The sequence below is a fragment of the Xanthocytophaga agilis genome (assembly GCF_030068605.1).
In the GTDB taxonomy this organism is placed as follows: Bacteria; Bacteroidota; Bacteroidia; order Cytophagales; family 172606-1; genus Xanthocytophaga; species Xanthocytophaga agilis.
This window is the reverse complement of record NZ_JASJOU010000009.1, coordinates 280,175-292,223: the sequence shown is the minus strand read 5'-3', so window position 1 is coordinate 292,223 and position 12,049 is coordinate 280,175. Positions and strand designations below refer to the sequence as shown.

Sequence of the window (12,049 nt, the reverse complement as noted above, 5' to 3'; positions counted from 1 at the left end):
TTGAGCTGATCTGATAACTATCACTGGATTTTATTTGGTACGGGAGCTGGTTTTTCGGGTTGCTTCATTGCCTAATTCGGCACATGATTCACAATACAGGTTTCTGAGTTCTTCATCATCAAAAATCTGAAAATTGATACGACATTCTCCAACAAATAAATCGCACCACTGTACCTGAGTTAATTTCTTCTTTGCCTCAATCAATAATTGAGTATAGGCTCTGTTAACCTGATAGTCTGGATGCACAAAGGCTATTTTTAGAAATTGAGAGTATATTAATCCATCAAAGCCTGTTTGGCTCAAATAATCCATAAGAATATTCACTGCATATTCTTCTTGCATGATGTGTATGAAGAAATTGGCAAGAGTAAGAGACTTATCCCGACTATTTATAATTTCGGGTTTATTTTGGTAATACCTATAGATAATCTTTGCACCTTCTGTTACTTGCTTTCTTTGGCCCCTGCGAGCATACTCAGGAATCATATGAATATAATATAAGGCTATTAACTTTTGCGTCCTTGCTTTGTAAGCTGGATTGGTAGATAGTTGTCTGATTTGTCTCAGAATTTTTTCACCTCCATAGCCTAGACCCATTATGTAGTCTGTATTATTTAACATAAAACAAATTGCATAGTAGCGCAGCTCTGGAGTGATTCCTTTCATTGACAGACTAGCCTTTACAATCTTCCATTGTCTGGCCCTGTTTTGTGGCTCCATACGTCTGTTACCATCTTGAGTCAGGTATTCAAAAGCAAGAGCGTTGGCAATCAGATTGCTATACTCTTTTCGATTAGGATAATTTACTGCCCACAACAATGAGTCTGAAGGTAGGCGATGTTGTTGCCATAGTTGGTAGTAATAATTTTGTATGTTAGCGGCTTCTCTGAAATCTTCCCTCTTCTGATAGTTCTGAAGATAAACAAGTGTATCCCGTACCAATACGTGGGCTTTCACATATACATGCGCATTGCGCTGTTCATTGAGATTCTTTTCCCAAATAGTTAGAACTGCAGGCTTTTGTAATTCCTGTTTAATGTCTATTCGGGTACATGTTTTCCAGAATTCAAAGTCAGTACCTCGTAACTGTGTATAGAATAAAGGCCAGTTTTCACCTGTCTTGATTTGAATATGGGTTTTCTGATTGGTGTACTGTTTTATATATGCAAGAATATTCTCTCCACGGGTGTGATAAAGCTTTTCATTTAGCTCGTTCAGTCCTTCTATAGAAGCAAATGCTGTGATTTGTATGCTATCAATTTGATAATTAAGAAGAGTGTCCCGAATCGCTATCATCTTTAGAGAGTCAGGGAGTGTATTATTGCGGATAAAGGGAACCTGAAAGTCAAAATGTTTTTCTTCAGGTTTAAAAGTATTGAAATGAGGAGTTGAAAAATTTGTTTCAATATTTACTGTATCTGTAAATGAGAAATCCCCACATGCATTAGAAAAGTGGATGGGTGTGAGAATACGTTTCTTATGAATAAGCAGAAAATTGACAGCTAAATACATCCCTGAGTCCGCCTGAGACCAATCGCCAATTTTGACGGTTGTTTCATCTGGATGCCAACGGGTTGTCCGAATAAACTTTTTCTTTTGCCGGGCTGCTGCCGAGAATTGAAAGCGTAATGGTTTTAATTTCTTATGTTGTTCTTTTTTAAATGAACGCTTTTGTGCTTTCAGATCACTAAGAAGCGCTTTTCTATATAAAGGCTTGAGTATTTGTCCCGAGATAGAAGAATTGCGGTTTCGTCTGCTCTGAGCTGTGTAATAGGTAGGGTTTCCACAATGATAAGGTTCATAATCTATAAGTTCTACTACTATTCCATCTTTACGATGTTTTAATAATTTTTTGAATAGTTCAGGAGTAGATGAGTAGAGCAAGATATCGTTTGATCTATAATCAGGACGCAGGTCAAGCTGTTCTTTAAACACAGATTTGACTAGTTCACTGGATTGAGTGATCTCATTTTTGATAGGCTTTAATTTCCAGGGTAGCTTTTCTTTTTTGTTTGTAAGGTCATACTTATTCTGAGTTGGTTTTTCTGTATGTGCTCTTATCGTATCATACGGGAACAAAGATATACTGGTTTCAAATGTATATTTGAATAGTACCTTAGCAAATACCTGAACAGCTATTAGATTTCCATTTTTTTGGTGAGGCACAATAGCTACACCTGTAATCTGATAATCCGGAGTGATAATGTTTTTGTAATGTCCTGGAGAATTTACCCATCCTTTTACCATTTTGCGTGCTGTCTCAATATATGTATTTTCCAGAGGATAGGAAAGAACATTTTCTCCTGTAAGGTAATTGCTGGCACCATAAAAATTGACCCGGTCTTGTGGTGTTTTTTTGTTTGCAGAGCTTTGATAATGACTAATAGAAGGTTTATTTTTTAAATACTCCCCTTGGTCCTGAGCTGCCAGATAAGCAATGCTATCAGATACTAACGGAGAAAGTCCTTTGGTTCTGCGAACACTGTCAACTTGAGTCTTGACCAGAAATTCCAGGTATTTTACATTAATAGAGGAACGGTGAATATGATCGAAAGCTGTCTGTGCCTTTGTAGGTATATGGGAAAGTAGAAAATAAAGAAGAAAGGTAATTGTAAAATAATAGTTGAGGGAAAGCATATATATGACTTCTATCAAAGTTTTATTAGAAAAGTTACGAAAAATAATTCATCTCTTGTTTTACTTTTGGCTTTCCTATCTATCTAATGTATAGGCATAGGATTTTAACAGACATTGGTAAATGTCCATTGGAAGGTTGATAGATGCATATAATTACATGATGGATCGAAATATATTTAGTTGTAATGGTAAATCTGAGTAATTATATTCTTACTAATTTATATACAGATATAGCCGTGCTTGCGTTTAATAGACATATTACACCAGTTGTAAACAAACCTTTGGTATTTTATCGTTATCTATATAAGATTGAATTTTTTAATTTTTACCTATATCCTAAAACGTAAGAGAATTATGAGATCTTCGTTAGTTTCTATTTTTAGCTATTGTTTGTTGGCAGGGATTTGCTGGCTGGGCCTTGTAGGCTGCTCTCCAAATCCATTGAATGATCTGAGTGCAGAAGATTCAAAAGTTTTTATTACTAACTATGATGATACTGTCAACTTCAGTAATTATCGGACTTTTAGTATTCCTGATTCGGTAGAAGTGATTTATAATGATAGATATGGCTTATCTGCTGATAATTTTGATCTAGCCTTTCTAAGTAGGATCAGAGCCACTATGCAAGATCGTGGATACACAGAGGTAGAGAGGGTTGACACTCCTGAGTTGGGAATTAATGTGATGTATGTGCAGCAAGTACAGACAGGCGTTACAGTGAATCCTTACTATTATGGTTCTGGATATTGGGGGTACGGTGGCGGGTATTATTATCCTTCTTATTATTCGTATTATCAGGTAAGTGATAGTTACTGGTATATTGAGCTGTTGGATCTAAAGAATGCGGCCCGTAATGGAAATAAAGTTAAAGTAATCTGGGCTGCGCAAGTCCGGGGTGATGGTTTGGGGACAAACCCTAATGGTATGATTGACGCTATATTTGCTCAATCTCCGTATTTGAAGAAAGAGTAGGGTAGGGAGATTCCTTTAATTATTTTCTTTTTATTTTTAGCAACCATATACATATGAAAAATAGTAAATTATGGATAGGGATTGTTTGTACATTCCTTCTATCTGTTGCTGGTTTTGCTCAGGCACCTGTAGTGCCTCGTGAAGCACCTCAAAGTTCTCCTTACCAAAGATATACTACCTATCAGGTCACTTTCCGATATGGATTGTTTAAACCTCAAAGTGGTTTAAGTGATTACATTGATGATATGGGAACACGGAATTATTCACTTGCCGGAGAGTGGGTATTAAACAAAAGTTTTGCTTTTGGGGCTCAATACACAAGCAACTATTTTCAGAAGCGACTACCCCGACAGGTTTATGAAACAACATCCGGAGCCCAAATCTCTGCTGTTCAAACCAAAACGTTCAGCATTCAGTCTCTGCAAGCCACTGGTAAGTATTATTTTGCTGATGTGACTGCTATTGTGCGACCTTACGTGCAGGCTGGCTTAGGAATTGCTTATGCAGATTATACCTATTATCTGGGAAGTTTGGAAGGCGATAGCCAGGGTAAATTTAACTTTGCTGCACAAGCAGCTATTGGAACAAGAGTATTATTTGGTCGAGAAAGCCATTTTGGACTAGATCTTCAATTAAACTATCAACACATACCGTTTTCATATAATGAAGTTTCCAATGCTAGTGTAGCAGGTGGCTGGGTTGGTATCTTTTATCGATGGTGGTAATATAAGAGCTATTGAGAAGAGTAAAAAAGTCTGACTACTGTAAAAAGTGGTCAGACTTTTTCTTGAATAGAGCACTCTGGTTAGTGCTTTGCTACTTCTCTGTTTTATTTTTTGAGTAATTCCTTCTAATTTGCAACCGATTTTTCCATTTAACAATAACTGTCTTGAAACTGCGAATCGGACAAGGATACGATGTCCATATACTCGTTGAGGGTATTCCTCTGGTATTGGGTGGTGTGCAAATACCTCATACCCATGGTCTAAAAAGTCACTCTGATGGTGATGCCCTTACACATGCCATATGTGATGCATTGTTGGGTGCACTGAGTTTACGTGACATTGGCTACCATTTTTCGGATAAAGATCCTGCAAACAAAGGACGTAATAGTCTTGAGTTTCTAAAGATTGTAATGGAGATGATTCGGGAGGAAGGATATGAGGTAAACAATATAGATGTGACAGTAATACTGGAAGCACCAAAAGTAAATCCTCATGTACCTGCTATGAAAAAAGCCTTGTGTGAAACCATGGCGATCAGAGAGGAAGATCTTTCTATAAAGGCAACTACATCAGAAGGAGTAAGCTTTGTAGGACGTAAAGAAGGAATAGCTGTTTTTGCTGTATGCCTTCTGTATAAAGTGACAGATAATTTCGGTGGAATGTAAGCACATCGTAAAACAGATTATAGCTTCAGACCCCGTACTTGTACGGGGTTATTTTTAATAAGAAAATTAGAAGAATTATGTCTCAACCAAGTATACCTCAGGGAACGCGTGATTTTGGGCCTGTTCAGATGGCAAAGCGTACCTTTATTTTTGATACCATCAAGTCTGTTTTTCAACGTTTTGGCTTTCAACCGTTAGAAACTCCTACTATGGAGAATCTGTCTGTATTGATGGGAAAGTATGGCGATGAAGGTGATCAACTACTATTTAAGATATTGAATTCTGCTTTAGATAAGAAAAAAGATCATGAGAAAGTTGCTATAAAAGCAGCATTTGATAAAGTGCTAGAGCAGTCTTATACCTCAAACCTGATTACAGAAAGAGGGCTTCGTTATGATTTGACTGTGCCTTTTGCCCGATATGTAGTAATGAATCGCAATGATATTGCATTGCCATTTAAAAGATACCAGATTCAGCCTGTATGGAGAGGAGATAGGCCTCAGAAAGGGCGTTATCGGGAATTCTATCAGTGTGATGCTGATGTGGTTGGTACAACTTCATTGCTTTGTGAAGCGGAGATTGTATTAATGCTGAATCAGGCTTTAACTAACTTAGGAATCAAAGACTTCACGATTAAAATCAATAACCGGAAAATTCTTACTGGTATTGCTGAATCAGTAGGCGCTACAGGAAAAGAGGGAGATTTGGCTGTCGCTATTGATAAGTTAGATAAAATTGGAAAAGAAAAGGTAGAAGCTGAATTACTAGAACGTGGATTTTCCTCAGAAAGTATTCAGAAGTTACAGCCTTTCTTTGCCATGAAAGGCAACTTCGATGTTCAAGTAGCCTTATTGGCAGACTTATTTCAGGGAAGTGAAACAGGGCAGAAGGGACTTCAGGAATTGAGTGAAGTTATACAGTTAGTAACAGCTTTTGGACTAACAGATACACATCTGGAGTTTGATGTAACACTGGCCAGAGGGTTATCGTATTATACAGGTGCTATTTTCGAAGTGAAGGCTGGAGGGGTACAGATAGGAAGTATTTGCGGTGGAGGACGCTATGATAATCTAACAGGTGCATTTGGTGTACCTGGTTTGTCGGGTGTTGGAATTTCTTTCGGAGTAGATCGTATCTATGATGTTATGGAAGAACTGTCATTGTTTCCTTCCAAAGATACTATCTCAACCAGATTATTGATCACTTGTTTTGATAAGGAAGCTTTTACATATGCTTTACCCGTATTGGCTAAAGTTCGGGAAGCAGGTATCAATGCTGAAATATATCCTGATATAGCCAAAATGAAAAAGCAACTGGACTATGCTGACCGTAAAAAGGTACCTTTTGTAGTAATTATAGGTTCAAATGAAATGGCAACAGGGAGGCTGGCATTAAAAAATATGACGACTGGTGAGCAAAAGTCACTATCTGTAGAAGAAATTATTGAAGTTATCTTATACACAGAACAATAAAATATTCGTTGTAAAGGATATAACTTACTATAAAATGCTTATAGTACTCTCTTCACCATCCAAGAGAGTACTCTTTTATCTTGTTAATTTGGAATGCAACTAATTGAGAAAGTCTACAGAGTAATACTGGATTTTACTACTAGAAAAGGTTTTGTTAAAAACCATCTGTATATAATTTCTCTTACAGTATTCTTAAGCGTAGCAGGTTCTAATATATATGCACAGCAACCTTGTTTTACAATAAGTGCCACTAAGGGATGTGTACCATTAACTATAACTGCAGATCCCTCTTGCGGAAACTACGAACCCCCTCCCAATCCGCCTGATAGATATAATTATGGGGATACAATTTCTGGAGAACGTTATGCTATTAGAAATAGAACACATACATATAGCAAACCTGGGATATATGGAATTTATCTATATGGACAGTTTAATGGAAGCCTTGATTCTACCAAGACTCCAATTTTCGTAGAAGTGTATCCAACACCAAAGCCACTTTTCAGTATACAACAGTGTTCAGGATTTGGCATTGCTGTGCAGATTAGAGATTCTTCTTATGTGGTTGGTAGTAAAGCGTATATCTATGATTCATATGTGATTGAATGGGGAGATGGGAATATACAAACTGTTTCTGGAGCAGGAACTTATAGGCATACCTATACAGGAAATACTTTGAGGACGGTTAAGGTTTCCGGACGTTATACTGATATTAATTGTGGGGGTAATGAATCAAAAATTGTGATACCTGAATCCTCTCTTGCAGTACCCGAATTGGTAAGTCTGACAACAAATAACAGTAATTCTGCTTTATTACAATTCAGAGGAGAGGCAGGTGTTACTTATCAAATTGAAAAACGGAATGAAAATAATGGTACCTATACACAGGTTGCCTCACAGACCAGTTCTGTAACAGGAGTAGTAGGTCAGGTACTAAATGACCCTCAGCCTGCTGTTTATCGGGTTGTGAGAACAGATGCCTGTGGTAATAATCTTATTTCAGAAGAGATAAGTAGTATTTTGCTTAATGCTATTGCCTCAAATAATCAAAATCAAATATCCTGGACAACTTATTCAACTGGAGCTGTTGCTACAAGTACTTTGCTGAGAGACGAGCAGATAGTACAGGATAATAGTGCACAAACAACAAGAAACTATACAGATCTGGCTATTATCTGCGGAGATACAAATTGCTATCAATTGATTGTAACTCTTACTAGTGGAGCTAAAGCTTTATCTAATAGCCAATGTATAAAGGCAATTTCTAACTCTGTACCTGCCGCAGTACAAAACATTACAGGTACTATTGTTGATAACAAAGTTAGAGTAACCTGGGATTCCCCCACAGGTTTGTATGTACCAGCAGAATATATCATTTATCGATCAGAGGATGGGATAAATTTCTCTCCTGCAGCCCGGATTTCTACAAACAGCTACGAGGAGGTGGTTAGACGTATGGATATTGTCAAATATTGTTATAGAGTTGGATATATGGACAAGTGTGGCAATATGTCTGATATTTCAGTTAGTGCATGTCCTATTCAATTGAAAGTAACGGAAGTTACTAATTCTGCCAATGAAGGATATGCGTTGACCTGGAGTGCATACAGTGAATGGCCAGAAGGAGTACAAGCATATGAAGTTGAGAAACTAAATGCCAGCAATGTTGTGATAGAGCAGCAAACAGTGAGTGGTAATGATCTAACCTTTCCTCATGATACAATAAACCAGCTAATACGATTTAGAGTGCGTGCTATTGGTGAAGGGCGGACAAGTGAATCAAATATTGTAGAAGTACTGCAGACTGCTCAAATTTTTGCTCCTACAGCGTTTACGCCAAATTTCGATGGTGTCAATGATATTTTTAAGATTCACAGCTTATTTGTACAATCCTGGAAGATTCTTATTTATAACCGATGGGGAGAAGTTGTATATGCCTCTGATGATAAGAATAGTGGATGGGATGGTAAAAATAAGCGCTCTGCTATTGTGATGGGAACCTACTCCTATTCCATTCAACTTGTTGACCAGATAGGGCGTTCTGTTACAAAGCAGGGCGCTGTATTAATTGTTAATTAATTAAGTTAGTAGACAAAAAATGTCTATAATAGCTTAATCTCTTTTACTATTTTTCTTTTCCTGTTTGGCTGCGCGTTTTTCCTTCAATGTTTTCGCAGGCTCTTTCTTTTTTTCTTTGGTAGGCGATTTATCTTTTGACATACTGTTAGTTTGTTTAAGTAGTGAAGAAAAAGATATTCTATCATCCCCCTTACAACGAACCTATCTATTGATTTATTGAAAGTGTATATAGAATAATTGTGTTTTATAATCAGATAAATGTAGTTCTGGAAATTTGTTATCTACTTTCGTTAATTTGTTAGATTTCTGTGCAATAAAAAAGCGCTACCATTTCTGGTAACGCTTTCTATCTTCTGGATAAGAAGATTAGTGTGCAGTAGTATCATGAGCTGCAGTATCTACAGTAGTAGCAGCTGTATCTGTAGTTGTAGCAGTATCTACAGTAGCTTCAGTAGTAGTAGCAGTAGTATCAGAAGATTCTGTTGTGTCAGTTTTACCTCCACAAGCTGAGAATACAACTGTTCCTAATACGATAGCAGCGATTGCAAATAAATTTTTCATTTTGGAAAAACGGTTAGGTTTAAAGTTAAAATCCGCAGTTTAATACCACGAACTAAAGAAGGTAACCCAAGCCATCTAAAAAAAAATATATTTTATTACAAAAATCAGCTTTGTAATAAATAATACAGTTTATAATAGATTTAATGCAATTTATTTGTTGTTCTTAAACGTTGCTCAATAAGAAGTCCATATTATTCAAAGTCAAAGTTGCTTAGTTTCGAAGGTGGCTGAGTTTTAAATTGTACTCCTGTTGCCACACTTCCTTTCCTATCTTGTTGTGTATATAAATTCTGGGCAGTTTCCTCTGTGACTATTTGGATCTCAGAATAGGTTGTTTTACCTGAAATAATAGCAAAACCATATACCCGGTTAGTTGTGGAGCAGTTTATACAAGTCTTGGTATTGGGAAGTGCCTTCTGCCTTGCTTCTGGAATTTCATTACCACAATGAATACAGTTCATAATTTTAAGAACAAATAACTAGGTATGCAAAAAAGAAAACCTCAAAACGATTTGTCCTGAGGTTTAAATATATTTTTCTAATAAGAATGTACTAACCTACACTGCCTTCTAAGCTAATTGCCAAAAGTTTTTGTGCTTCAACCGCAAATTCCATTGGCAACTGATTCAATACCTCTTTGGCGTACCCATTAACAATAAGTGCCACAGCAGCCTCTGTATCTATGCCACGCTGATTACAATAGAAGATCTGATCTTCACCAATTTTGGAAGTAGTAGCTTCATGCTCAACACGGGCAGTTGGATTTTTTACTTCAATATAAGGGAATGTATGTGCACCACATTTGTCACCCATAAGTAAAGAATCACATTGTGTAAAGTTACGGGCATTTTCAGCACGGCGATGCACTTCTACCAGACCGCGATACGAGTTTTGGCTTTTTCCTGCAGAAATACCTTTAGATATGATACGACTTTTGGTATTTTTACCAATATGGATCATTTTGGTTCCTGTATCAGCCTGCTGGTAATTGTTGGTTACTGCTACAGAGTAGAATTCGCCTACTGAATTATCACCTTTAAGGATAACAGACGGATATTTCCAGGTGATAGCAGAACCCGTTTCTACCTGAGTCCAGGAGATTTTAGAGTTGTTTCCTAAACAGATACCTCGTTTAGTAACGAAGTTGTAGATTCCTCCAACACCTTCCTTATTTCCGGGATACCAGTTTTGCACAGTAGAGTATTTTACTTCTGCTTTTTCTAAGGCTACAATTTCAACAACAGCTGCATGTAACTGATTCTCATCACGCATAGGAGCCGTACAACCTTCCAGGTAGCTTACATAACTGCCTTCTTCTGCAACAATCAGTGTACGTTCAAATTGACCTGTTTCTTTTGCATTGATTCGAAAGTATGTTGATAATTCCATTGGACAACGAACCCCTTTTGGAATAAAAACAAACGAGCCATCACTAAAGACTGCTGAATTTAAAGCAGAGAAATAATTGTCTTGTACAGGTACAACTGAGCCCAGGTATTTCTTTACTAATTCAGGATGCTCCTGAATCGCTTCACTCATAGAGCAGAAAATAATACCTAGTTCACTAAGTGTTTTTTTATAAGTTGTTGCAATTGAAACGCTATCAATAACTGCATCTACGGCTACCCCTGTAATTCTTTTTTGTTCATTCAGAGAAATACCAAGCTTTTCAAAAGTCGCTCTTAACTCAGGATCTATTTCATCCAGACTTTTGGGTTTCGCTTTTTGCTTAGGCGCAGAATAATAAATTACATCCTGGTAATTAATAGGAGGAAAACTGATATTGGCCCATTCAGGGGATTTCATCTCCAACCATTGACGATACGCTTTCAGACGCCATTCCAACATCCACGCAGGTTCATTCTTCTTTTCTGAAATAAAACGGACAATATCTTCACTAAGACCTTTGGGAGCTGACTCCGTTTCAATCTGTGTCTCAAATCCGTACTTATATTCAGATTGGGTAATATCCTCTAATAATTGTGTGTCTTTGCTCATGGTTAGCTATTTAGACTGAATCTAATCCTATTACAAATATAGCTGAAAAATAGTTTCAGGAGTTCTGCTGTCTTTAATTATTTTATAAAAGTAGGCATAAATACTGTAATCTGTTTTGTAAGTGTCTGTATTTGTGAAGATATAGTAAATGGCACAAAGTATAAAAATTAAAATGTAATGGGTCTGCTAAACCGTTCTTCCAAGGATATAAAAGTTTCTGTACGTTGAATACCAGGTACTTTTTGAATTTTATCACTAAGTACTTCACGAAGATGCTGCGTGTCTCTACAAATAATACGCGCAAAGAGGCTATAGATACCAGTTGTATAATGAATGCTTAATATTTCTGGTATTTTCTCTAGTTCCTGAGCAGCAGCAACATAATTGGAGCTCTTTTCAAGATAGATGCCAAGGAAGGCATTTATGTCCCAGCCAAGTTTGGCATAATCAACAATAAGTTGTGAGCCTTTTACTACTCCCATTTGTTCCAGCTTACGCATTCGCACATGAACAGTACTTCCTGAAACAAAAACTTTTTCGCCTATTTCTGTGTAGGGCATAGTAGCATCTTGCATAAGAAGAGATAAGATCTTAAGATCTATATTGTCAATTTCTGAATTTTGGGGCATAAAAAAGTAATTGAATTGCTATTTTGTTAATAAAGTGGATGTTAAATTAATAAAAATATATTTTTTTAGGAAAAATGGTGCTAAATTTGCAAAGAATTGGAGCGTGTATTACTTTTGTATTGTCCAAAGCACAAGAAGGCAGTGGATTTATACTGTAGGGTGACGAAATTGGCAGCCGTGCCCTCCTGTCTCGGGGGTGAGGAATCTGGGATAAACGCAGGGTAAAGCCGTCCTGATGTCAAAATTAGGATGACTGGGATTGACCACCAAACTTTGCTCTGTCGCTAACTACCTCGTGGAGGTTCGACCCC

Annotated in this window: 10 protein-coding genes; 5 read left to right on the top strand and 5 right to left on the bottom strand. The window is 37.1% G+C overall.

Translation table 11 applies throughout. From position 1 onward, the window contains the following. Positions 1–30: 30 nt before the first annotated feature. Positions 31–2,655: a CAP domain-containing protein gene (locus QNI22_RS24335; RefSeq protein ID WP_314514494.1), complete on the bottom strand. Its 2,625-nt coding sequence runs from the start codon at positions 2,653–2,655 to the stop codon at positions 31–33. Between the two features lie 336 nt (positions 2,656–2,991). On the opposite strand from QNI22_RS24335, the gene QNI22_RS24330 reads away from it, so the two are divergent. The 5 genes from QNI22_RS24330 (at position 2,992) to QNI22_RS24310 (ending at position 8,550) form a co-directional block, all read left to right on the top strand. Then, on the top strand, positions 2,992–3,609 hold the full coding sequence (locus QNI22_RS24330) for a DUF4136 domain-containing protein (protein ID WP_314514491.1): 618 nt from the start codon (positions 2,992–2,994) through the stop codon (positions 3,607–3,609). A gap of 53 nt (positions 3,610–3,662) precedes the next feature. Then, entirely contained in the window at positions 3,663–4,334 is a 672-nt protein-coding gene (locus tag QNI22_RS24325) for a hypothetical protein (RefSeq protein ID WP_314514488.1), read from the top strand. A gap of 164 nt (positions 4,335–4,498) precedes the next feature. Next, on the top strand, positions 4,499–4,999 hold the full coding sequence (gene ispF, locus QNI22_RS24320; protein ID WP_314514484.1) for a 2-C-methyl-D-erythritol 2,4-cyclodiphosphate synthase: 501 nt from the start codon (positions 4,499–4,501) through the stop codon (positions 4,997–4,999). A gap of 77 nt (positions 5,000–5,076) precedes the next feature. Next, positions 5,077–6,471, top strand: a complete 1,395-nt coding sequence (gene hisS, locus QNI22_RS24315) for a histidine--tRNA ligase (RefSeq protein WP_314514481.1) — start codon at positions 5,077–5,079, stop codon at positions 6,469–6,471. A 93-nt stretch (positions 6,472–6,564) separates the two neighbouring features. After that, a complete protein-coding gene (locus tag QNI22_RS24310; RefSeq protein WP_314514478.1) occupies positions 6,565–8,550 on the top strand; it encodes a T9SS type B sorting domain-containing protein in 1,986 nt (661 codons plus the stop codon). 366 nt (positions 8,551–8,916) lie between these two features. On the opposite strand, the gene QNI22_RS24305 is transcribed toward QNI22_RS24310, so the two are convergent. The 4 genes from QNI22_RS24305 to QNI22_RS24290 all read right to left on the bottom strand — a co-directional run bounded on the left by QNI22_RS24305 (position 8,917) and on the right by QNI22_RS24290 (position 11,738). After that, on the bottom strand, positions 8,917–9,111 hold the full coding sequence (locus tag QNI22_RS24305) for a hypothetical protein (protein WP_314514475.1): 195 nt from the start codon (positions 9,109–9,111) through the stop codon (positions 8,917–8,919). A gap of 191 nt (positions 9,112–9,302) precedes the next feature. Next, complete coding sequence (locus tag QNI22_RS24300; RefSeq protein WP_314514474.1) at positions 9,303–9,572, bottom strand: TraR/DksA C4-type zinc finger protein; 270 nt, start codon at positions 9,570–9,572, stop codon at positions 9,303–9,305. A 91-nt stretch (positions 9,573–9,663) separates the two neighbouring features. Further along, positions 9,664–11,109 carry a Fe-S cluster assembly protein SufB gene (sufB, locus tag QNI22_RS24295; RefSeq protein ID WP_314514471.1) on the bottom strand — a complete coding sequence of 482 codons (1,446 nt, stop codon included), beginning with the start codon at positions 11,107–11,109 and terminating at the stop codon, positions 9,664–9,666. A gap of 167 nt (positions 11,110–11,276) precedes the next feature. Further along, a complete protein-coding gene (locus QNI22_RS24290) occupies positions 11,277–11,738 on the bottom strand; it encodes an Lrp/AsnC family transcriptional regulator (protein ID WP_313986399.1) in 462 nt (153 codons plus the stop codon). Between the last annotated feature and the right edge of the window lie 311 nt (positions 11,739–12,049).